22 protein-coding genes are annotated in these 21795 nt (G+C 72.1%); 16 read left to right on the top strand and 6 right to left on the bottom strand.

Going from position 1 to position 21795, the window contains the following annotated elements; genetic code table 11:
* The first annotated feature begins 61 nt into the window (after nucleotides 1-61).
* The 6 genes from AB0I91_RS14825 (at nucleotide 62) to AB0I91_RS14850 (ending at nucleotide 7212) form a co-directional block, all read left to right on the top strand.
* Nucleotides 62-682 (top strand): hypothetical protein, encoded by a 621-nt coding sequence (locus tag AB0I91_RS14825; RefSeq protein WP_499637164.1) that lies wholly within the window; start codon nucleotides 62-64, stop codon nucleotides 680-682.
* A 141-nt stretch (nucleotides 683-823) separates the two neighbouring features.
* Nucleotides 824-1525: a hypothetical protein gene (locus tag AB0I91_RS14830; RefSeq protein ID WP_499611931.1), complete on the top strand. Its 702-nt coding sequence runs from the start codon at nucleotides 824-826 to the stop codon at nucleotides 1523-1525.
* A gap of 430 nt (nucleotides 1526-1955) precedes the next feature.
* On the top strand, nucleotides 1956-3743 hold the full coding sequence (gene ctaD / locus AB0I91_RS14835; RefSeq protein WP_230566069.1) for an aa3-type cytochrome oxidase subunit I: 1788 nt from the start codon (nucleotides 1956-1958) through the stop codon (nucleotides 3741-3743).
* Between the two features lie 106 nt (nucleotides 3744-3849).
* The gene (serB, locus tag AB0I91_RS14840; protein ID WP_498779958.1) at nucleotides 3850-5076 is read left to right on the top strand and encodes a phosphoserine phosphatase SerB; all 1227 of its coding nucleotides are present in this window, start codon (nucleotides 3850-3852) and stop codon (nucleotides 5074-5076) included.
* A 14-nt stretch (nucleotides 5077-5090) separates the two neighbouring features.
* Nucleotides 5091-5777: a peptidyl-tRNA hydrolase gene (locus AB0I91_RS14845; protein WP_498780038.1), complete on the top strand. Its 687-nt coding sequence runs from the start codon at nucleotides 5091-5093 to the stop codon at nucleotides 5775-5777.
* 25 nt (nucleotides 5778-5802) lie between these two features.
* The gene (locus AB0I91_RS14850; RefSeq protein WP_498779959.1) at nucleotides 5803-7212 is read left to right on the top strand and encodes a phospholipase D-like domain-containing protein; all 1410 of its coding nucleotides are present in this window, start codon (nucleotides 5803-5805) and stop codon (nucleotides 7210-7212) included.
* 67 nt (nucleotides 7213-7279) lie between these two features.
* Here AB0I91_RS14850 and AB0I91_RS14855 read toward each other — a convergent pair whose 3' ends face one another.
* Nucleotides 7280-9307 (bottom strand): ATP-dependent DNA helicase, encoded by a 2028-nt coding sequence (locus tag AB0I91_RS14855; RefSeq protein ID WP_498779961.1) that lies wholly within the window; start codon nucleotides 9305-9307, stop codon nucleotides 7280-7282.
* Between the two features lie 163 nt (nucleotides 9308-9470).
* Nucleotides 9471-10046 carry a biotin transporter BioY gene (locus AB0I91_RS14860; protein ID WP_499611936.1) on the bottom strand — a complete coding sequence of 192 codons (576 nt, stop codon included), beginning with the start codon at nucleotides 10044-10046 and terminating at the stop codon, nucleotides 9471-9473.
* 420 nt (nucleotides 10047-10466) lie between these two features.
* Here AB0I91_RS14860 and AB0I91_RS14865 point away from each other — a divergent pair, with 420 nt between their 5' ends.
* The 3 genes from AB0I91_RS14865 to AB0I91_RS14875 all read left to right on the top strand — a co-directional run bounded on the left by AB0I91_RS14865 (nucleotide 10467) and on the right by AB0I91_RS14875 (nucleotide 13423).
* On the top strand, nucleotides 10467-11210 hold the full coding sequence (locus tag AB0I91_RS14865; protein ID WP_499637167.1) for a choice-of-anchor protein CoaP: 744 nt from the start codon (nucleotides 10467-10469) through the stop codon (nucleotides 11208-11210).
* 261 nt (nucleotides 11211-11471) lie between these two features.
* A complete protein-coding gene (gene wecB / locus AB0I91_RS14870) occupies nucleotides 11472-12635 on the top strand; it encodes a non-hydrolyzing UDP-N-acetylglucosamine 2-epimerase (RefSeq protein ID WP_499637169.1) in 1164 nt (387 codons plus the stop codon).
* 125 nt (nucleotides 12636-12760) lie between these two features.
* Nucleotides 12761-13423, top strand: a complete 663-nt coding sequence (locus AB0I91_RS14875; protein ID WP_498779968.1) for a hypothetical protein — start codon at nucleotides 12761-12763, stop codon at nucleotides 13421-13423.
* Nucleotides 13424-13576: 153 nt separating this feature from the next.
* On the opposite strand, the gene AB0I91_RS14880 is transcribed toward AB0I91_RS14875, so the two are convergent.
* A complete protein-coding gene (locus AB0I91_RS14880; RefSeq protein WP_499637171.1) occupies nucleotides 13577-14146 on the bottom strand; it encodes an isochorismatase family protein in 570 nt (189 codons plus the stop codon).
* 10 nt (nucleotides 14147-14156) lie between these two features.
* Nucleotides 14157-15431 (bottom strand): nicotinate phosphoribosyltransferase, encoded by a 1275-nt coding sequence (locus tag AB0I91_RS14885; RefSeq protein WP_498779971.1) that lies wholly within the window; start codon nucleotides 15429-15431, stop codon nucleotides 14157-14159.
* Between the two features lie 76 nt (nucleotides 15432-15507).
* Here AB0I91_RS14885 and clpS point away from each other — a divergent pair, with 76 nt between their 5' ends.
* The 7 genes from clpS (at nucleotide 15508) to AB0I91_RS14920 (ending at nucleotide 19379) form a co-directional block, all read left to right on the top strand.
* Nucleotides 15508-15807 (top strand): ATP-dependent Clp protease adapter ClpS, encoded by a 300-nt coding sequence (gene clpS / locus AB0I91_RS14890; protein WP_033438448.1) that lies wholly within the window; start codon nucleotides 15508-15510, stop codon nucleotides 15805-15807.
* On the top strand, nucleotides 15804-16361 hold the full coding sequence (locus AB0I91_RS14895) for a DUF2017 domain-containing protein (protein ID WP_498779973.1): 558 nt from the start codon (nucleotides 15804-15806) through the stop codon (nucleotides 16359-16361). The genes clpS and AB0I91_RS14895 overlap by 4 nt, the downstream gene beginning before the upstream one ends.
* Nucleotides 16361-16924, top strand: coding sequence for a peptidase S58, DmpA (locus AB0I91_RS14900; RefSeq protein ID WP_499611944.1), 564 nt, complete (start codon nucleotides 16361-16363; stop codon nucleotides 16922-16924). The genes AB0I91_RS14895 and AB0I91_RS14900 overlap by 1 nt, the downstream gene beginning before the upstream one ends.
* Nucleotides 16925-17016: 92 nt before the next feature.
* The gene (locus tag AB0I91_RS14905; protein ID WP_498779975.1) at nucleotides 17017-17541 is read left to right on the top strand and encodes a DUF2231 domain-containing protein; all 525 of its coding nucleotides are present in this window, start codon (nucleotides 17017-17019) and stop codon (nucleotides 17539-17541) included.
* 51 nt (nucleotides 17542-17592) lie between these two features.
* Nucleotides 17593-18048 (top strand): M67 family metallopeptidase, encoded by a 456-nt coding sequence (locus AB0I91_RS14910; RefSeq protein ID WP_367131722.1) that lies wholly within the window; start codon nucleotides 17593-17595, stop codon nucleotides 18046-18048.
* Nucleotides 18049-18118: 70 nt separating this feature from the next.
* On the top strand, nucleotides 18119-18391 hold the full coding sequence (locus AB0I91_RS14915) for a MoaD/ThiS family protein (RefSeq protein ID WP_230566056.1): 273 nt from the start codon (nucleotides 18119-18121) through the stop codon (nucleotides 18389-18391).
* Nucleotides 18392-18428: 37 nt separating this feature from the next.
* Nucleotides 18429-19379: a PLP-dependent cysteine synthase family protein gene (locus AB0I91_RS14920; protein WP_498779978.1), complete on the top strand. Its 951-nt coding sequence runs from the start codon at nucleotides 18429-18431 to the stop codon at nucleotides 19377-19379.
* A gap of 51 nt (nucleotides 19380-19430) precedes the next feature.
* On the opposite strand, the gene AB0I91_RS14925 is transcribed toward AB0I91_RS14920, so the two are convergent.
* The gene (locus AB0I91_RS14925; RefSeq protein ID WP_499637173.1) at nucleotides 19431-20741 is read right to left on the bottom strand and encodes an extracellular catalytic domain type 1 short-chain-length polyhydroxyalkanoate depolymerase; all 1311 of its coding nucleotides are present in this window, start codon (nucleotides 20739-20741) and stop codon (nucleotides 19431-19433) included.
* Nucleotides 20738-21415, bottom strand: a complete 678-nt coding sequence (locus AB0I91_RS14930) for a polysaccharide deacetylase family protein (protein WP_499611947.1) — start codon at nucleotides 21413-21415, stop codon at nucleotides 20738-20740. Before AB0I91_RS14930 ends, AB0I91_RS14925 begins: the two co-directional genes overlap by 4 nt.
* Nucleotides 21416-21795 lie beyond the last annotated feature (380 nt).

Below are 21795 nucleotides of genomic sequence, written 5' to 3' on the forward strand. Positions count from 1 at the left end.
GGATCCCGCCCCTCCACAGTCCGGTGACCCGCGCGCGACAGCCGTTGCCGGCAACGTCGACATGGGCCAGCCGGGCGACGCGTGCGACGAGGTGGGCTTGCCCGGGAACGAGGCGATGTTGCCGCCGGGCACCTACACCACCGACGGCACGAACATCACCATCACCGCGAACCCGCCCGGGTACGTGATCACCGGTGTCGTCGTGAAGGGCGGCCCGGCCTACAACATCTACCGGGCGGCGGACCTGAGCCCGCTGCCGTGGGAGAACCTGCACTCGCCGCTGAACGCCAGCGGCAAGCCGGCGGAGATCAGCCACTGGTTCGTCTGCCAGGACGTCGCCACCACGACCACCACGACCACCACGACCACCACGACCACCACGACCACCACGACCACCACGAGCGCCACGACCACGACGACGGTGACGACCACCCCCGGCACGACCACCAGCCCGCCCGGGTCGACCACGACCACGCCGGTGAAGACCACCACGACGGTGCCGTCCGACCGGGTCACCACGACGACCACCAAGGCCGCCGGCGTCGTGGTCCCCGGCCGGGATGACGACCTGGCGGCCACCGGCTTCAACGGGTGGTGGCTGATCGTCGCGGGGCTGTCCCTGCTGGCAGCGGGCGCCGGGTTCCTCGCCTCGCCGAAGCTCCGCAACCTCCTCCGGAGGTGATCGGTCCGGCGCGGACGGTCAACATCACCGTCCGGTAACGAATGGGCGGCAACTGATTCAACTGAATGGGCTACCTCGATAGAGGGGTGGTCGGTGTAGTTCGATCCTCCGGTCAGCCCTCGAACCCGCGGAGCAGCACCTATGCGCATCACCAACCGCCGCCTATTCGGAGCAGCCGCCCTGCTCGCCCTGAGCGCCACCGGCCTGCTGGGCGGCACCGCCTCGGCTTCGCCCGACACCCCCCTCGACTCGGGCGACGACCGCGCCACCGTGGTCGACGGCAACGTCGACATCGGGCAGCCCGGCAACGCCTGCGACGTCGTCGGCCTGCCCGGCGACGAGATGACCATGCCGGCGGGCACCTTCACCGTCGACGGCGTCAACATCACCATCACCGCGCACCCCGAGGGCTACACCGTCACCGGCGTCGTGGTGAAGGGCGGCAAGTCCTACAACGTCTACGACGCCGCGGACCTCGGCGACCTGGCCTGGGAAGACCTGCACCCGCCGGTCAACTCCAGCGGCGGCCCGGCGGGCATCAGCCACTGGTTCGTCTGCGCCGAGAAGGACGCCGCGGTCACCACGACCCCGTCCACCCCGGACAGCACCACGCCGTCCACCCCGGCCACCACCACCGAACAGGTCGCCCCGACGACCACCGAGTCCGTCGCGGTCACCCCGACCACCACCTCCGCGCCGGTCATGGCCGACGGCGCCAACGACGGCGACCTGGCCAACACCGGCTACGACGGCGGCTGGATGCTGATCGTCGGCCTGGGCCTGGTCGCCGCCGGCGCCGCCTTCGTCGCCTCGCCGAAGCTGCGCGGCCTCCTGCGCCGCTAACCCCTGAACACCCACCTCACACCACAGGGCCGCTCCCACCCCGGGAGCGGCCCTCGTGCTTCCTCACCCCACCTCCGCGACCCCACCCTCACACCCCACCCCTCACCTCACCCTCCTCACCTCACCCCCCCCACCTCCGCCTCCCTGACCACTCGATCGCACTGGACCGCGAGGTCGCGTCGATCGTTCGCGTCCTCATTCCCGACGATCACGCTTTTCGATCGTCGGGAATCAGGGCGCGAACGGTCGACTTCCCGGCGACCTCGCCCGCGACGCCGGAGGCGGCGCCATCCAACACTGTGACCTGCGCTACCTCACTTGATCCAGGGGGCAGCCCAGCCGCACCACCCGGAACACCGCCGTCTACGATCCGATGAGCCGGCGGCGCCACCCACCGGCGAAGCCAGAACCAGACAGTGCAGGAGGCACCGTGACGGCCGTAGCCCCGCAGCCGATCGCGACGCGGCCCTTCGGGACTCGCGACGCGGTCAAGGGTTCGTTCCTGCTGCGGATGTTCCGCACCACGGACCACAAGCAAATCGGCATCATGTACCTGGTCACGTCGTTCGCCTTCTTCATGGTGGGCGGCGCGATGGCCATGCTGATGAGGACCGAGCTGGCCCGACCGGGCATGCAGTTCCTGTCGCAGGAGCAGTTCAACCAGCTGTTCACCATGCACGGCACGGTGATGCTGCTGCTCTACGCGACGCCCATCGTGTTCGGCTTCGCCAACTTCATCCTGCCGCTGCAGATCGGTTCGCCGGACGTCGCGTTCCCGCGGCTCAACGCCTTCTCGTACTGGCTGTACCTGTTCGGCGGCCTGATCGTGATGGCGGGCTTCCTCACGCCGGGCGGCGCGGCCGACTTCGGCTGGTTCGCCTACACCCCGCTGTCGAACGCCATCCACTCGCCCGGCGTCGGCGCCGACCTGTGGATCTCCGGCCTGGTCGTCGGTGGTCTCGGCACCATCCTCGGCGCGGTCAACATGATCACCACCGTGGTCTGCCTGCGGGCGCCCGGCATGACCATGTTCCGCATGCCGATCTTCACCTGGAACATCCTGGTGACGTCCGTGCTGGTGCTGCTGGCGTTCCCGATCCTGACCGCCGCGCTGCTGGGCCTGCTGGCCGACCGCCACCTGGGCGCCCACGTGTTCGACCCCGCCAACGGCGGCGTGATCCTGTGGCAGCACCTGTTCTGGTTCTTCGGCCACCCCGAGGTCTACATCGTCGCGCTGCCGTTCTTCGGCATCGTGTCGGAGATCTTCCCGGTGTTCAGCCGCAAGCCGATCTTCGGCTACAACGGCCTGGTCTACGCGACGCTGGGCATCGCGGCGCTGTCCGTGGCGGTGTGGGCGCACCACATGTACGCCACCGGCGCGGTGCTGCTGCCGTTCTTCGCGTTCATGACGTTCCTGATCGCGGTGCCCACCGGCATCAAGTTCTTCAACTGGATCGGCACGATGTGGAAGGGGCAGCTGACGTTCGAGACACCGATGCTGTTCAGCATCGGCTTCATCGTCACCTTCCTCTTCGGCGGTCTCTCCGGCATCCTGCTGGCCGCGCCGGCGATCGACTTCCACGTGTCCGACACGTACTTCGTCGTCGCGCACTTCCACTACGTGCTGTACGGCACGATCGTGTTCGCCACGTTCGCGGGCATCTACTTCTGGTTCCCGAAGATCACCGGCCGGATGATGGACGAGCCGCTGGGCAAGCTCCACTTCTGGACCACGTTCCTCGGCTTCCACGCCACGTTCCTGGTGCAGCACTGGCTGGGCAACGAGGGCATGCCCCGCCGGTACGCGGACTACCTGCCCAGCGACGGCTTCACCACGCTGAACACGATCTCGACGATCGGCGCGTACATCCTCGGCGCGTCCACGCTGCCGTTCATCTGGAACATCTTCAAGTCCTACCGGTACGGCGAGACCGTGAAGGTGGACGACCCGTGGGGCTTCGGCAACTCGCTGGAGTGGGCGACCTCGTGCCCGCCGCCGCGGCACAACTTCACCGAGCTGCCGCGCATCCGCTCGGCGCGCCCGGCGTTCGAGCTGCACTACCCGCACATGATCGAGCGGCTGCACAGCGAGGCGCACGTGACGTTCACCGGCAAGGCCATCGCGCACGAGGACGCGAAGCCCGCGCCGTCGGAGGTGGCCGCCGCCGCTGTGCAATCGGGCACAGCCTCGGAGGACACCGAGGGCGACCACAAGTAACGCTTGTAACCTGAGCGCAGGTTCAACGGCGAGCCCCGAAGACCAGCGTCCGACTCCCTCGGACCGCGGTCTCGGGGCTCGTCGCTGTCTGGCATAGGAGCCATCAGTGACCAAGCCCAGCGCCACGCCCGTCCTGATCACCGTCACCGGACCGGACAAGCCGGGGGTCTCCTCCGTGCTCTTCGCGGTGCTGACCAGGCACGGCGTGGAGATCCTCGACGTCGAGCAGGTCGTCATCCGCGGCCGGCTGGTGCTCGGCGTGCTCGTGGCCGCCGACCACGACCCGGAGGGGTTGCAGGAGACCGTCGAGCAGGCCATGGCGACGGTGTCCATGCACGTCGAGGTGGAGATCGGCGCGGACTCGAAGCGGACCGCGCGGCTGGAGTCCAGCCACGTGCTGATCCTGCTCGGCCGCCCGGTCACGGCCCGCGCGTTCACCGAGGTGGCGCGCCGGCTCGCGTCGCTCGGCGTGAACATCGACGCGATCCGCGGCGTCGCCGACTACCCCGTCACCGGCCTTGAGCTGCGGGTTTCCGTAGCCGACGACACGCCGGAGAGCGACGCGCAGCTGCGGTCGGCGTTGGCCGAGGTGGCGGTGCGCGGTGGGCTGGACATCGCGGTGGAACGGGCCGGGCTGACCAGGCGGGCCAAGCGGCTGGTGGTGTTCGACGTCGACTCCACGCTCATCCAGGGCGAGGTGATCGAGATGCTGGCCGCGCACGTCGGGGTGGAGCCGCAGGTCAAGGAGATCACCGACGCGGCGATGCGCGGCGAGCTCGACTTCACCGAGTCGCTGCGGCGGCGGGTGGCGCTGCTGGAGGGCCTGGACGAGTCCGTGCTGGACGAGGTCGCCGAGTCGCTGGAGCTGACGGCGGGCGCGCGGACCACGGTGCGGACGTTGAAGCGGCTCGGGTTCCGCTGCGGTGTGGTCTCCGGCGGCTTCACGCGCGTGATCCAGCGGCTGGTCGACGACCTCGGCCTGGACTTCTGCGCGGCCAACGAGCTGGAGATCGTGGACGGCAAGCTGACCGGCCGGGTCCTCGGCGAGGTCGTGGACCGGGCGGGCAAGGCGGTGGCGCTGCGGCGGTTCGCCGACGAGCAGGGCATCACGCTGGCGCAGACCGTGGCCGTGGGTGACGGCGCGAACGACATCGACATGCTCGGCGCGGCCGGGTTGGGCATCGCGTTCAACGCCAAGCCCGCGTTGCGCGAGGTGGCGGACACGGCGCTGTCGCACCCGTTCCTGGACGCGGTGCTGTTCGTGCTCGGCGTGACCCGCGCGGAGGTGGAGGCCGCGGACGCGGCGGACGGCTTGGAGCTGAACCGGCTGTGAACCCGATCCTGCGGATGCTGGTGGACCGGCACTTCACCGACCCGGAGGACCCGGAGCAGGTGCGGGCGATGCCGGTCGTGCTGCGGATCGAACGGTCCGCGCCGCCGTCCCGGACCGACGTGCTGGAGGCCGCCGCGGCCGCCGCCATCGCGGTGTGCCTGGACGATCGCGCGCTGCCGGGCGGCGAGTGGCACGACGAGCTGGTGGCGTGGGTGCGCGGCCGGATCCGGAAGGTGACGCGGCGGGCACGGGGCGCGCACTGGGAGGCCGTGCAGTCGTTGCCGGGCGTGACGATCACGGTCGGCAGCGCCTCGGTGCGGGCGTTCCTGCCGGGGCGGGTGGTCGACCTGCCCAAGGAGCTGAGCCGGTTGCAGATCTCGGGCAGCGAGCTGCCCTCCGACGAGCCCGGCCCGATCCCCGCCGGCGCGTGGGAGCTGTGGCTGAACCCGCGGGTGGAGATGACGGCGGGCAAGGCGGCGGCCCAGGTGGGGCACGCGTCGATGCTGCTCGCGCCGCACCTGTCCGACGCCGAGCTGAAGGAGTGGGCGGAGCTGGACTACCGGTGCGCCGTGCGGACGCCGTCGGCGGCGGACTGGGACGCGCTGGTGGCCCGGCCCGACGTCGTGCTGGTCCGGGACGCCGGGTACACCGAGGTCGCGCCCGGCACCGCCACGGTGGCCGTGCACCGACGTTTCGGATGACCGCTTTGCGGTAACCATCCCCGGCGTGGGCCTGTTGGACGTGCTGGACGCCAAGCTCGGTGACGGGCTGGAGAGCCTGCTGTGCGCGCACCACGAGCGCAGGCTGCGCAAGCTCGGGTGGGGTTCGGCCTTCGGCTCGGAGGCCGGCTGGTGGACGCCCCGGCGGCCGGTGCGGACCGGCAACCGGGTCGAGGTGCTGGTGGACGGGCACGAGGTGCTGCCCGCCATCGCGTCGGCGATCTCGTCGGCGCGCAAGTCCGTCCACCTGGCCGGGTGGTGCGCGAGCCCGGACTTCCGGCTGACCCGTGAACCGGGCTCGCCGACGTTGCGCGAGCTGCTGGCGTCGGCCGCGTCCCGGGTGCCGGTGCGCGTGCTGCTGTGGGCGGGGCCGCCGGTGCCGATGTTCGAGCCGACCCGCAAGCGCGTGCTGGCGGCGCAGCGCGAGTTCACGCGCGACAGCGCGGTGCGGTGCGAGATCGACGCCCGGGAGCGGACGCTGCACTGCCACCACGAGAAGATCGTCGTGGTGGACGACGAGGTGGCGTTCGTCGGTGGGATGGACCTGACCGCGGTGGAGGGCGACCGCCACGACACCGCCGAGCACCCGCCCCGCGAGCCGCTGGGCTGGCACGACATCGGGACGCGCCTGCACGGGCCGGTCGTCGCGGACGTGGCCGACCACTTCCGCAGCCGTTGGCAGGAGATCGCCGGCGAGCACCTGCCCCCGCCGACGCCACCCGCGCCCGCCGGGTCGTCCTCGGCCCAGCTCGTGCGCACGATCCCGGAGCGGACCTACGACTTCGCGCCGCGCGGCGAGTTCAGCCTGCTCGACTCCTACCTCCGCGCCCTGCGCTCGGCGACGAGGCTGATCTACCTCGAGAACCAGTTCCTCTGGTCGCCCGAGGTCACCGAGGTCCTGCTCGACAAGCTCCGCACCCCGCCGCACCCGGACTTCCGGGTCGTCCTGGTGCTGCCGCGCAAGCCGAGCAACGGCGCGGACACCACCCGCGGCCAGCTGGGACGCCTGCTGGACGCCGACGACGGCAACCACCGGCTGGTCGCCGCCACGTTGTCCTCGCACGACGGCGCGACGTCCTCGTCGGTTTACGTGCACGCCAAGCTGGCCATCGTGGACGACCGCTGGCTGAGCATCGGCTCGGCCAACCTGAACGAGCACTCCCTGTTCAACGACACCGAGGTCAACGTGGTGACCGACGACGCGACCGTCGCCCGGGACACGCGCCTGCGCCTGTGGTCCGAACACCTGCAACGCCCGCTCGGCGAGGTCACCGCTCCCGCCCACGAGGTGGTCGACCGCCTCTGGCGCCCCACCCTGACCGCCCCGGGCAAGCACCGCCTCACCGCGCTGCCGGGCGTCTCCCGCCGCGCCGGCCGCCTCCAAGGCCCGCTGCGCGGCCTGCTCGTCGACGGCTGACCACGCGTGCCCCGCATTCGCGTCCCCGGAGTTCTACGCGCAGAACACGCGACCTGCGCAACCGTGGTCAGTCGTTCGCCGCGTCGAGCCGCTTGAGCGCCGCCCGCACGACCTCCGGGTCGTACGTCGTCCAGAACGGCGGCAGCGAGGCGCGCAGGAACCCGCCGTAACGGGCGGTCGCCAAGCGCGGGTCGAGCACCGCGACCACACCCTTGTCGTTCATCGAACGCAGCAGCCGCCCGGCGCCCTGCGCCAGCAGCAGCGCCGCATGGGTCGCCGCCACGGTGAGGAAACCGTTGCCGCCGCGCGACTCCACCGCCTTCTGCCGCGCCGACGCCAACGGGTCGTCCGGTCGCGGGAACGGGATGCGGTCCATCACCACCAGCGACAGCGCGGGCCCCGGCACGTCCACGCCCTGCCACAACGACAACGTGCCGAACAGGCACGTCCGCGCGTCCTCGGCGAACCGCTTCACCAACTGCCCCGTGGCGTCGTCGCCCTGGCACAGCACGGGGTGCTCCACCTTGTCCCGCAACGCCTCCGCCGCCGCCTTCGCCGCACGCATCGACGAGAACAGCCCCAACGTGCGGCCGCCCGCCGCGTTCACCAGACCCTCGATCTCGTCCACATAGGACGGTGGCAGCCCGTCGCGCCCCGGCGGCGGCAGGTGCCGTGCCACGTAGAGGATCCCGCTGGTGCCGTGCTCGAACGGCGAGCCGACGTCCAGCCCGCTCCACCGCGGCGCGCCCAGGTCCGACGGCGGCTCCTTGTCCGTCGCCGTCCCCTCCGCCTTCCGGGCGCTCGACGCCGCCGGCAGCCCCCACTGCCGCGCCAACGTGTCGAACGTGCCGCCCAACGTCAACGTCGCCGAGGTCAGGACCGTGGTCCGCTTCCCGAACAGCCGCTCCCGCAGCAACCCGCCGACGCCCAGCGGCGCGACCCGCAACGACGGCGGCTTGTTGCGATCGGCGAAATCACCCGACACCCAGACCACGTCGTGGTCGGAGTCGAAGGCCTCCAGGATCCGCGTGGCGCAGTCGTGCACGTCGTCCAGCAGCGACATCGCCAACTTGCGCGACGTGGCGCCGTCCACGTCCTCCTTGCGCTCCGGCCCCAACGACGTGATGCACGCGTGCGCCGCGTCCTTGGTCGCCCGCAACGCACCGGCCAACGCCTGCGGCAGGCCGTCCAGCCGACCGGCAGGCATCTCCTCCAGGATCATCGCCAGGCCGTCGCTCGCCTCGGCCATCCGGTCGGCCACGGTCTGGTCGATCAACCGCCCGCAGCGCCGCGCGGCCGTGGCGACCAGGGACGCGCTCAGCTCCTCCGTCGCCACCGACGTCACCCGGTCGACCAGGTCGTGCGCCTCGTCGATCACCACCACGTCGTGGTCGGGCAGGACCTGGTAGCCCTCCAGCGCGTCCACGGCGAGCATCGCGTGGTTGGTCACCACGACGTCCGCCTTGCCCGCCTCGGCCCGCGCCTTCTCGGCGAAGCAGTCCACGCCGATCGGGCACTTGTTCACGCCGAGGCACTCGCGCGCGGTCACGGAGACCTGGCGCCACGCCTGGTCCGTGACGCCCGGCACGAGCTCGTCCCGGTCACCGGTCTCGGTGTCGGACGACCACTCGTGCAGGCGCTTGATCTCGCGGCCCATCTTGGACACCGCGAACGGGTCGAACAGGCCCGCGTCCTCCGGCTCGTCCGGCGCTCCCGTGTGCAGGCGGTGCATGCACAGGTAGTTGCGCCGGCCCTTGAGGATGGCGAACCGCGGCTCGCGCCCCAGTTCCTTGCGCAACGCCTTCGCGAGCCGGGGCAGGTCGCGGTCGACGAGCTGGCGTTGCAGCGCGATGGTGGCGGTGGAGATGACGACCGTCGTCTCCTCGGCCACCGCGTGCCGCAGCGCGGGCACCAGGTAGGCCAGCGACTTGCCCGTGCCGGTGCCCGCCTGGACGGCCAGGTGCTCGCCGGTCCGGATCGACCGCTCGACGGCCTCGGCCATGTCGACCTGGCCCTGGCGTTCGGCCCCGCCCACCGCCTCCACGGCCACGGCGAGCAACGTCCTGGTGTCGGGGATGGCGGTGGTGGCGGGCACGGCGAAGACCGTACCCGCCCACCCCGTCACCGGGGGCCGGACACCCCAACGCGTCCCGAGCGTCGAACGCGGCTGTTCCGCACGTAGGACATGCGTGCCGCGAACGTCGGACACCCGCGTTCGGAACGCAGGACACGCGTGACGCGAACGTCGGACACCCGGGTCACTTGCGGTTGATCAGGGCCCAGGTCGCGGGCAGGAGGCCGGCGGCCAACGCGATCTTCAGCGCGTCGCCCAGCAGGAACGGCGTCACGCCCAGCTGCAGCGCCTTGCCGAAGCCCACCCCCGCCGCGGCCATCAGCCACGGCACGCCGCACGCGTAGATCGCCAGGTTGCCCACCGCCATCGTGCCGACGGTCCGCAACGGCGTCCGGTCACCGCCGCGGGCGGCCAGGTGGCCGACCAGCGCGCCGGCGAACACGAACCCGACCACGTACCCGAGCGACGCGGGCGTGCCCGACGAACCGCCCTGGAACCACGGCACACCGGCCACGCCGGCGACCAGGTAGAGCACCATCGACGCGCCACCGCGCTGCCACCCGAGCGCCGCGCCCACCAGCAGGGCGGCGAACGTCTGGCCGGTCAGCGGCACGGGGCTGCCCGGCACCGGCAGCGCGACCTGGGCCGCCAGGCCGGTCAGCCCGGCGCCCGCGACGACCAGGGCGATGTCACGCGCGAGAGCGCCCGGGACCAGGTCGGCGAGCACCGCGCGACGGCCGGGAACGGCGAGGACGGACACTTGGGACCTCCCAGAGGATCGACTCACCGGAGGTTAACCGGCGATCACTGGCCGGGTCTTTGTCGAAGCTCTACAAAGTTGGCCATCTCACGCGCGCGGCGTCGGTGGTCCAGCGCCACGCCGCCCGTCGAACGTCCTCACCAGGCGTTCGGGGCGAGGCACGACAAGCGCCACTGACCGAGTCCTGTCCATCGATCGGGGATCGCCCGATAGGGCTGCTTGGTGGTCATCGGGTCGCGGTACGGCGAACCTCATCCCCGGAACGAGTGAGTCCCTTCGGGCGGCAGGCCCACGTTCGGTGGCCGTGGTTGGGCGATTCGAGTGGCCGTTGTCCCTCTTTACGGTCAGCAACCCTTAATGCGGCGGGCGTAACGCCGATAGGGGCATTTGGTCGGCCAGACGTTCCGAGGGAGGAGTTCCATGCGGGTGCCCATGACGTGCCGCGCCTCGACGGCCGGACTGGTCGCGGTCGCGGCGCTGGTCGTCGGAGCCGCACCGGCGTCGGCGGCGCCCGGCGATGCCTCGGCCAGGGGCGCGCGGCTGGACCTGTCGCTGACGGGCCGTGACGCGGTGTCGGCCGGCCCGTTCGCCGCCGCCGACGCGGACGGCCCCACCACCGCCACGTTCGCGGGCGTGGACCTGCCGGACGCCCTGAAGACCGGCGTGATCAACGCGTCCGCGTCGCGCGACGACAAGACCGGCGGCGTCGGCTCCCGGGCGAGCGCCGCCGACGTCCGGCTCGACCTGCTCTCGACCGCGACCGTGTCCGCCGACCTGGTCGAAGCCGAGTGCGCGGCCACCCAGAAGGGCCTCACGGGCCAGACCGAACTCGTCGGCCTGGACCTCGGCCGGCTCGACTGGATCGGCGCCCGACCCGCGCCCAACACCACCGTCGACGTCGACCTCGCCGAGGTGGTGCTCAACGAGCAGGTGCGCAACGCCGACGGCAGCCTCACCGTCAACGCCGTCCACGTGACCCTGAGCGGCGCGTCGGGCCCGGTCGGCGACCTGGTGCTCTCGTCGGCCACCTGCGGTCCGGCCGGCCTGCCGATCCCGGCGGCGTCCGGCACGGGCCTGTGGATCGCGCTCGGCCTGCTCGCCCTGTCCGGCGTGCCCCTCGGCGTGGTGGCACTGCGCCGCCGGCACGAACCCGCGGCGGGCTGAGCCGTGCGCGAGACCCCCGGCCGCGGTGTCGCGGTCGGCCCGGGAATCGGCTCGTCGGCCGCGACCGGCGCCGGAGTCGCGTGGTGGGTGGTGGCCGCTGCGGTGCTCCGCGTGGCCGGCCCCGCCGCGGCCCGCGGGCGACGAGCGACAGTCGACGAGTAGCGCGCGTGCGCCCCGGCCACGCGCCGACCCCCAGTCGCGCGGCCGGGGCGCCGCACCCACCCGGAACCACCACTCGCAATCGCAGTGAAAGGGAGCAAGGTGAAGGAAGTCGTGCTGCTCGCGGGCACCCGACCCGAAGCGGTGAGGATCGCGCCGGTGGCGCTGGCGCTCGCCGACCACCCGGTGCTCCGGCCCATGATCGTCCACTGTGGACAGCGCAACGGCGTGGTCGAGCAGGCGCTGGGCGCGTTCGGCCTGGTCGCGGACGTCGAGCTGGACGTGCCGCCGGCCACCGGCGGCCAGGACGGAGTGCCGGCCGGCCTGGTCGCGGAGTTCGACCGGCTGCTGCGCGGGCGCGACCCGGCGGTCGTGCTCGCGCAGGGCGGCACGACCACGGCGCTGGCCGGCGCGCTCGCCGCGTTCTGGCGCGGCATCCCGGTCGCGCACCTGGAAGCCGGGCCGCGCACGGGCGACCTCGCCGGGCGGTCCCCCGAGGAGGGCGCCCGGCAGCTGATAGCCCGGATCGCCACCCTGCAGCTCGTGCCGACCGACGACGACGCCGCCGCGCTCGTCCGCGAGGGCCTGGCCGACCGCCGGATCGTGGTCACCGGCGACACCGTGGTCGACGCCGTGCAGCGGATCGCCGCCGCCGACCCGCCCGCCCGCGACCCCGACCTCGCGCGGCTCGAACGCGTGCTCGACGAGCGCTCCGAACGCCTCGTGCTGGTCACCGTGCACCGGCGCGAGTCGTGGGGCAGGCCGTTGACGCGCGTGCTGCACGCCGTGCGGGCGATCGCCGACCGGCACCCCGACGTGCGCGTGCTGCTGCCCGCGGACCCGGACCCGCGGGTGCGGGCGGTGGCACGGGCCGTGCTCGGCGGGCACGAGCGGATCGTGGTGACCGACCCGTTGGGCTACTCGGACCTCGTGCGCGCGCTGCGCCGGTCCGCGCTCGTGCTCACGGACTCCGGCGGCATCCAGGAGGAGGCGCCCACGTTCGGCGTGCCGGTGCTGGTGCTGCGCGACACGACCGAGCGGGTCACCGCGGTGGAGGCGGGCGGGGCGTGGCTGGTCGGCACCGATCCGATCCGGATCATCGCCGAGGCGGGCTGGGTGCTCGGCGCGCGGCTGCGGCTGCCGCGGGGGCGCAACCCGTTCGGCGACGGCCGCGCGGCGATGCGGGTGCGTGGCGCGTTGGAGCGTCTCGTCGGTCTGCCGACTGACTTCTCCAGCGCGCCGCTGCCGGTGCGCATCCCGTGCTGACCGCGCTTTGTCACTCGAACAGGTACCGGTTTTCCCCTTGCGGGTGATGTACGCGCGAGATCGTCGGGTCGTGTCCGCCGGAGTTCGATAGTCCTCACGTCCGTGAACAGCAGAAGGGCGACACGATGAAGCAGAACGGAGCGCGCCGGGTCGGCGCCGTGACCGCGGCGCTGGCACTCGGCCTGGTCATCGCCGCGCCACCGGCGTCGGCGGCCAACCCGGCGGGGGTGGCCTCCGTCGGCTCCGCCGAGTTCACCAAGGCGGGCACGCGGGTCACCATCGCGCCGCTGGCGCCGTGCGCGGTCGACGGCACGACGTCGAACTCGTCCGAGGCGGTCAGCCGCACGGGCGTCCGGTTCGGCGCGGGCACGTCGTCGTGCACCACCGCGGTCGCCGACCCGGACAACGGCACGACCACGTCCACGTCCGAGGCGGTCGGTTCGGAGTTCGAGCTGTCGGCGCTGATGTCCGCGGGCGGGCCGCGGCTGCGGGTGGCCAGGTGGAAGGTCACCTGCGTGGGCACCGTGTCCGGCACCAACGCGGGGTGGGCGGCGGACGGCCTGCAGGGCTTCGCGGGGCTGCCCGAGCAGATCCCGACGAACTACGTGCACCAGGTCAAGGCGGGCGACGGCACGGTGCTGGCCACCGCGACGTTCGGCGAGACGACCGTCCCGGACGCGAACGACGGCAGCATCACGATGACCATGCTGCACCTGCGCTTCACCGAGGCGTCCACCGTGACCGGTGACGTCGTCCTCGGCGCGACCGCCTGCTCGCCGACCCCCTGAACCCGCGCGTGCCGAACGCCCGGGCCCCGCGCGTCGAACCTCCAAGGACCTCCGAGTCCACCGTTCAGGACCGCGACCGGCGGACGTGAACGCGGAACTCACCCGACCGGAGCGTTCGACTCGCGGGGCCCGAGCGTTCGACGCGCGGGCCGGTCAGCCGACGCGAGGGGTGCCCGACAGCGTCACGCCGGCCTCGCCCAGCCGCGTCAACGCGCTGTCCACCGTCGGCTGCGACACGCCCGCCGTCAGGTCCAGCAGCACGGTCGTGGCGAACCCGGCGTTCGCCGCGTCCATCGCCGTCGCGCGCACGCAGTGGTCGGTGGCGACGCCCACCACGTCCACCTGCTCCACGCCACGCGCCCGCAGCCAGTCCACCAGCTGCTCGCCCGACCGCGAGGAGCCCTCGAACCCCGAGTACGCCGCCGCGTACGCGCCCTTGGAGAACACCTCCTCCACCGCCGTGACGTCGAGCTCCGGGTGGAACGCCGCACCGGCCGTGCCCGCCACGCAGTGCACGGGCCACGAGTCGACGAAGTCCGGCGTCTCGCTGAAGTGCGCACCCGGATCGATGTGGTAGTCGCGCGTCGCCACCACGTGGTCGTACGACGACGAGGCCACGTGCGCCGAGATCGCCGCCGCCACCGCCGCCCCACCGGCCACCGCCAGCGAGCCGCCCTCGCAGAAGTCGACCTGCACGTCCACCACGATCAGCGCCTTGCTCATCTTCCGCCCCCTACAGGAACGTCGTCGGGATCGCGGGCTCGCCGCGGGACAGCTTCAGACCTTCCCACGGCACGGTCACGAGGGCAGCGCGCAGCCGTTCCCGGCTCTCCGCCAACGTGTCCAGGCCGTCCACCCGCCGGCCGGCGCGGACCAGCGGCACGGCCAGCAGCCGGTCGTGCGCGTCCATCGACGGCGCGGAGTCGTGCGGGAACACGACCTCCTCCAACGCCGTCCCGGTCTCCTTGTGCCGCCGCAGCGAGCTCTTGCGCCCGCCGCGCGACTCCTTGTGCGAGCTGCGCTTGGCCACCGGCCGCCCGTCCACCTCGACCAGCTTGTAGACCATGCCCGCGGTCGGCGCGCCGGACCCCGTGACCAGGGACGTGCCCACGCCGTACGCGTCCACCGGCTCCGCGCGCAGCATCGCGATGGAGTACTCGTCCAGGTCGCCCGACACCACGATCCGGGTGTTCCGCGCGCCCAACGAGTCCAGCTGGTCACGCGCCTGCCGCGCCAGCACGCCCAGGTCGCCCGAGTCGATCCGCACCGCGCCCAGCCCCGGCCCCGCCACCTCGACGGCGGTCTTGATGCCGTTGGTGATGTCGTAGGTGTCCACCAGGAGCGTGGTGTCCACGCCCAGCGCCTCGACCTGCGACCGGAACGCCTCCTCCTCGCTGTCGTGCAGCAGGGTGAACGCGTGCGCGCACGTGCCGGCGGTCGGGATGCCGTGCCGCCGCGCCGCCTCCAGGTTCGACGTCGCGGTGAACCCCGCCAGGTACGCGGCGCGGGCCGCCGCCACGGCCGCCTCCTCGTGCGTGCGGCGCGACCCCATCTCGATCATGCGCCGACCGTTGGCCGCGCCCACCATCCGCGCCGCCGCCGAGGCGATGGCGCTGTCGTGGTTGAGGATCGACAGCGCCAGGGTCTCCAGCACCACCCCGACGCCGAACGGCGCCCGCACCGACAGGATCGGCGAGCCCGGGAAGTACAGCTCGCCCTCCGGGTAGCCGTCCACGTCCCCGGTGAACTTGTAGTCCGCCAGCCACGACAGGGTGGCCTCGTCGACCACGTTCGTGCGTTCCAGCAGCTCAAGGTCACGTTCGGTGAACGTGAAGTCGGTGATCGCGTCCAGGAGCCTCCCGGTGCCCGCGACCACCCCGTACCGCCTGCCCTCCGGCAACCGCCGGGCGAAGACCTCGAAGACGCACGGCCGGTCGGCGGTGCCGTCGCGCAGCGCCGCGGCCAGCATCGTCAACTCGTAGTGGTCGGTGAACAGCGACGTCGACATGCGGGGAAGCCTAAGCCGTGGGCCAGGGTGCCCCTGCGGGCTCCACCGCGGACCGGAACATGACACCATTGGCGGTATGACCACGCCCGTCGAGCATGAGCGGACGCAGGTTGACCCGGCCGGCGAGGAGGTCCGCACCGAGGACCGCCCGTGGCAGACCCTGGTCTGGAACGACCCGGTGAACCTGATGTCCTACGTGACGTACGTGTTCCAGAAGCTGTTCGGCTACAGCCGCGACCACGCGACCAAGCTGATGCTGGACGTGCACCACAAGGGCAGGGCGATCGTGTCGTCGGGGAGCAAGGACAAGGTGGAGGCCGACGTGGCCAAGCTGCACGCGGCCGGGCTCTGGGCGACCATGCAGCGTTCGTCGTGAAGAAGTGGACACGCACCGGCGACCAGGTGCTCGGCCGGTTCGACCGGCAGGAAGCAGCCGTGGTGCGCGGCCTGGTGAGCCAGATCCAGGACATGCTGATGGCACGCGCGGAGGAGGCGCCGCAGGACGAGCTGGCGGAGCTGACCGGCATCCGCACCGGCCCGTCCACGCCGCCGGACGACCCGATCCTGGGTCGGCTGCTGCCCGACTTCCACCGGCTCGACCCCGACGCGCCCGATCCGGCCGAGGTCGACTCGGCCAACGCGCTGCGGTCGCTGCACGAGCCCGAGCTGCTCGACCTGAAGACCGGTGTCGCGGCGGTGGTGCTCCAGACGTGCCCGCCCGACGGCGGTGAGGTGCGGCTGGCGCTGGACCAGGCCGAGGCGTGGCTGTCGGCGTTGAACGACGTGCGGCTGGCGTTGGGGACGGCGCTGGACGTGCAGGAGGACATGCCGGACGAGCTGCCGCCGGACGACCCGCGGTCGCCGCACCTGGGCGTGTACCACTGGTTGACGTGGGTGCAGGAGACGCTGATCGAAGCGGTCATGGCCTGATGCTGGTCGGGCGTGCGCCGGGGGCGGTGGTGCTGCTGGCGCCCGCGGGCGCGGTGGCCGGGGTGGACGCCCGGGGCGCGCCGGTCGGCACGCGTGAGCTGGACCTGCTCGACCCGTCGACGTTGGTGCGGCGGGTGCACGCCGTGGTGCTGGGCGGGCCTTCGGCCGTGGACGGCGTCGTGCGTTGGCTGGCCGAGCGCGGCCACGGGTTCCCGGTGGGCACGCGCCCGTTCGAGGTAGTCCCGATCGTGCCGGCCGCGGAGGCCTTGGGCCTGCCTCCGGCCGACGGCTACGAGGTGTGCGCGTCCGCCGTGCCCCTCGACGTGCCCGCGCTGGCCCTGATCGGCTCGACCGCCGTCGGCCTGGTCGTGGTGGACGCCGACCTGGACCCGGCGGAGTGCCGGAGGGTCGCGATGTCCGCGCACGACGCCTTCGCCCGCGCCGGCGTGACCGTGCCCGCCACCGTCTTCGCGGTGGCCACCGGCAACCCGACCGGCACCCCGCTGAACGACCTCTGCACCACCGCCACCACCGCCCTCCACCACGCCACCGGCCGGTCCTGAGCGCTCACCGCACGTGTCCTGCGTTCAGGTCAGGCTCGTCCTACGTTCGGAATGCCTGAGTTCAACGCCCGCGAAGCGGGTAACCCGGCGGTATGGCGGGTGTGCAGAGGGCGTTCAGGTGGGTGCGGACCAGTCCGGCGGTCGGCAAGGCGGCCGGTGCGCTGGCGGAGGCGGTGCCGGCGACGTTGCGCAGGCGCGAGGTGACCGACCTGCTGCGGGCACGGGCGCTCGGCCGGCCCGTGCACCCGGCGCTGGTGGCGCTGCCCATCGGGCTGTACGCGGCGTCGGCGGCGCTGGACCTCATGCCGGGCAGCGGCAAGGCGGCCCGCGCCGTGATCGGCGCCGGGCTGGCGATCGCGCCCGCCGCCCTGGCCACCGAACTGGCCGAGTACGGCACGTTGGGCGAGGAGCAGCGGCGCACGGCGTTCGTGCAGCTGACGGCCAACGCGGCGGCGAACGTGTGCTACCTCACGTCCTTCCGCCTCCGCGGCCACGGCTTCGGCGTCGTGGCCAGGGCCGTCTCGGCCCTCGGGCTCGCGGCCCTCGGCGCGGGCGGTCTGCTCGGCGTCCGGACGGCCGATCCCGCCGCACCCGGAGACGTGCGCGAACCGGTGTAGTGCGGGTTCTCACACGGCGGGACACCTTCCCCCACCACGTAGGATGGTGGGGTGCTGGTGATTCGCCGTGACCTCGTGGACGCGATGGTGGCGCATGCCCGTCGCGACCACCCGGACGAGGCATGCGGGATCATCGCGGGCCCGGAGGGCTCCGACCGCCCGGAGCGGTTCATCGCGATGGACAACGCCGAGCGCTCGCCGACGTTCTACCGCTTCGACTCGATGGAGCAGCTGCGCGTCCACCGCGAGATGAGCGCCAACGACGAGGAAACGATCGTCGTCTACCACTCGCACACCGCGACCGAGGCGTACCCGTCCCGCACGGACGTCTCCTACGCGAGCGAGCCCCAGGCGCACTACGTGCTCATCTCCACCCGTGACCCGGAGCAGCACGAGCTGCGCTCCTACCGGATCGTGGACGGCGTGGTGACCGAAGAGCCGGTCGAGGTCGTGGAGTCGTACATGTTCGCCCACACCGGCGCCGACGACACGCCCGACTGTCCCTGAGCCCTCCAGGTGCGCCCGCGCACCACACGTGGCACCACCTCACCAAACCCGGCTCCTCGGAGGTTCCAGCATGGCCGTCACCGTCTCCATCCCCACGATCCTGCGCACCCACACCGGTGGGCAGAAGTCCGTCGAGGCCGCGGGCGCGACGCTCGCGGAGGTCATCGACGACCTGGAGACCAACCACGGTGGCCTGAAGCAGCGCCTGGTCAAGGAAGGCGCGCTCCACCGGTTCGTCAACGTCTACGTCAACGACGAGGACGTGCGGTTCGCGGGCGGCCTCGGCGCCGCGGTCAAGGACGGCGACACCGTGACGATCCTCCCGGCCGTCGCGGGCGGCTGACCCCACCCCGGAAGGACCCACTGCGGAGGAAGCGATCGTGGCCCGGTACGAGTCACTGCTCGACACCGTCGGCGGCACGCCCCTGGTGGGGCTGCCCCGGCTGTCGCCGTCGAAGGACGTGCGGCTGTGGGCGAAGCTGGAGGACCGCAACCCGACCGGCTCGATCAAGGACCGCCCGGTCCTGATGATGATCGAGGAGGCCGAGCGGAACGGGGTGCTCACGCCGGGCTGCACGATCCTCGAGCCGACGTCGGGCAACACCGGCATCGCCCTCGCCATGGCCGCCAAGCTCAAGGGCTACGGCCTGGTGTGCGTGATGCCGGAGAACACGTCCACCGAGCGCAAGCAGCTGCTGCAGGCCTACGGCGCGCGGATCGTGTTCTCGCCTGCGGCGGGCGGCTCGAACCAGGCCGTGGCGCTGGCGAAGGAGCTCTCCGCGCAGAACCCGGACTGGGTGATGCTCTACCAGTACGGCAACCCGGCGAACCCCGGCGCGCACTACCACGGCACCGGGCCGGAGCTGCTGAAGGACCTGCCGACGATCACGCACTTCGTCGCGGGCCTGGGCACCACCGGCACGCTGGTCGGCGTCGGCCGCTACCTGCGCGAGCACAAGCCGGACGTGCAGGTCATCGCGGCCGAGCCGCGGTACGGCGAGCTGGTGTACGGGCTGCGCAACCTCGACGAGGGCTTCGTGCCCGAGCTGTACGACGCCGAGGTGCTGACCGGTCGCTACTCGGTCGGCTCGTACGACGCGCTGCGCCGCACCCGGCAGCTGCTGGAGGTGGAGGGCATCTTCGCGGGCATCTCCACCGGCGCGATCCTGCACGCGGCGCTGGCCGCGGCGGAGAAGGCGGCGGCGCGTGGTGAGTCGGCGGACGTGGCGTTCGTCGTCGCGGACGCGGGGTGGAAGTACCTGTCCACCGGCGCGTACGCGGGGACGTTGGACGAGGCCGCGGAACGGCTCGACGGTCACCTCTGGGCCTGAGGCCCGAGAAGGGAGAAGGGCCCCGCGGGCATGTGCGGGGCCCTTCTCGTCTCAGCCGATCGCGCACGCGACGCCGTTGAGCGTGAACGAGCTCGGCTTGTCCGTGTTGCCGTTGTGGGTGGCCTGGAACCCGATGCCGACGGACGCGCCCGCGGCGAGCGCGCCGTTGTAGGACGCGTTGCGCGCGGTGACGGCGCCGCTGGTGGGGGAGTAGGTGGCGTTCCACCCGCTGGTGATGGTCTGCCCGCCGGGCAGGGTGAACGCGAGCTGCCAGCCGTTGATCGCGTTGGTGGACGTGTTGGCGATGGTGATGCTCGCGGTCAGGCCGGTGTTCCAGCTGTTGACGCCGTAGGTGACCTTGCAGCCGCCGGGCGGCGGGGTGGTCGTGGTCGTCGTGGTTGTGGTCGTGGTGGTGGTCGACGTCGTCGTGGACGTCGTGGTCGTGGTGGTGTCGCCGGGCTTGTCCAGCCCGAAGAACTGGATGGCGCGCAACGCCATGCCCGCGCCCATCAGGTTGTGGCCGGTGCCCTGCATGGAGATGGCCTCGACCTTGTCGCCGTAACGGGTGCGCGTCCACCCGGACTGCGGGCTGTCGCTGGAGGTCGGCGTGGTGGACAGGCCGTGGACGTTGGTCCACTGGTCGATCGTCTCGCCGAAGTTCGGGTACCGCAGCGTGTCGTCCGCGGTGCCGTGCCAGAGCTGCACGCGCGGCCGGGCGCCGCTGTAGCCGGGGTGCATGCCGCGGGCGAGGTTGCCCCACTCCTGCGGCGTGCGCAGCACCTGGCCGTTGGCGCAGGCGCTGTTCCAGCCCGAACCGTCGGTGGTGGCGAAGCAGGTGGCGGGCACGCCCGCGAACGCGGCGCCCGCGGCGAACACGTCCGGGTAGTTGCCCAGCATGACGTTCGTGGTCATGGCGCCGGACGAGACGCCGGTGACGAACACGCGGCCCGTGTCCCCGTTGTAGCGCTGGAGCACGTACCGGACCATCGACATCAGGCCGACCGGGTCGCTGCCGCCGTCGCGCCGCAGCGCCTGCGGGCTCGACACGTCGAAGCACTGCCCGCTTCGCGTCGCCGACGGGTAGATCACGATGAAGCCGTACTGGTCGGCCAGCCGGGCGAAGTCCGTGCCCGAGTGGAACGCCGGGCCGGTGCCCGTGCAGTAGTGCACGGCCAGCAGCACGCCCGGCCGGGCCTGGGTGCGGTCCGGCACGTACAGGTGCATGCGCAGGTTGCTGGGGTTGGCGCCGAAGCCGGTGACCTCGGTCAGCGTGGCGGCCGACGCCTGCGGTGCGGCGACGAGGGCCAGCACGAAGGCCGCGGCGACGGCCAGGGAGCTCACGATCGCGCCGAGGACCTTCACGGGGCCACCACCCGTCCGGCGCCGTCGATGCGGCCGGGGCAGAGGTTCTTGGCCGCCAGGCCCTGGACGATGCGCGGCACCGCGTTGACCGTGTTCTGGTAGCTCGCGTGCATGAGCACGATGCCGCCTGCGTTCGCGCTGGTCGCGGCGCGCACGATGGCGTCGGTGGACGCGCCGTTCCAGTCCTGCGTGTCGACCGACCAGATGACCTGGGTCAGGCCGAGCTTGCGCGCCTCGGTCTGCACGGTGGAGTTCGTCGCGCCGTAGGGCGGGCGGAACAGCGTCGGCGTCTGGCCGGTGGCGTTGCGGATCGCGTTCTGGGTGTCGCCGAGCTCCTTGGCCACGGCGGCGGCGCTCAGGTTCGTCAGGTACGGGTGCGACCACGAGTGGTTGCCGACCCACATGCCCGCCTGCGCGGTCTCGCGCGTCAGTTGCGGCTGCTGCTGCACGCGTGAGCCGAGGTCGAAGAACGTGGCCCGCGCGCCCGCCGAGCGCAGCGCGCTCAACAAGGGACGGGTGAACTGCGCGTTCGGACCGTCGTCGTAGGTCAGCGCGACGTACCCGTTGCAGGCGAGCGCGACCGGCCCCGCTTCCGGGGCGGGCGCGGCACCCGCGGTGTTCGCGGACAGCAGTGGCGCGATCACCAGCAGCACCACGGCCAGAAGGGTCCTCATGACCATTCCCTCCTCCTTGAGGATCACGGCGTGAGTTGTCGTCACTATGTGTCGCGGACTGGTCGCGGACAATGAGTTTCGTGAATGTTGCGAGTCTCAAATGGCGTGATGAGCTGCGGCAACGACCGGTGCGCCCGTCCGGTCGCGCCGGCTGCGCCCGGAAACTTTCGACCGGTGGCGCCGTGGTGGGTCCTAATCTTCCGAGTGACGTCCCCAGGTAATGTCGAAACAGGGACCGGCCGTCCTCGCGGAATTGCCGCGTTACCGAATGCGCTTCGGAAAGCCGCAGGCCCGTACAGGCTCCCGACCTCGGTTGATGCATTCGAGTGAACCTGTGCGGCGGTCGAATACAATGGCCGGCACCCACGGTGCTTCCGCAT

It is taken from the genome of Actinosynnema sp. NPDC049800 (genome assembly GCF_040656635.1).
Classification (GTDB): domain Bacteria; phylum Actinomycetota; class Actinomycetes; order Mycobacteriales; family Pseudonocardiaceae; genus Actinosynnema.